Origin of the sequence: Streptococcus sp. HMSC076C09, from assembly GCF_001837905.1 — a bacterium.
GTDB lineage: Bacteria > Bacillota > Bacilli > Lactobacillales > Streptococcaceae > Streptococcus > Streptococcus parasanguinis_I.
Map to the genome: position 1 here is coordinate 1 of NZ_KV834633.1, position 209 is coordinate 209.

Sequence of the window (209 nt, forward strand, 5' to 3'; positions counted from 1 at the left end):
AAACCACCAATGACAATAGGCGCAACAGAGCAAAAAGCATCAATTCCATTGATAAAGAGACTATTTATGGTCCGTTGCTTCTCATAGGCGATTTCTTCCTTTAGAGCCTTATGCAAATCTTTGGAGAACAGTTTGTAAAACAAACTTTGTCCCCGATAATACCGTATGGAACGAGCACCTGCGATCATATTGGTTGCTTGAGAGACATA

At 40.2% G+C, this 209-nt stretch carries 1 pseudogene; it reads right to left on the reverse strand.

The window, feature by feature from the left end:
• A pseudogene (locus HMPREF2704_RS03050) lies at window positions 1–209 on the reverse strand (ABC transporter ATP-binding protein); the annotation flags it as partial.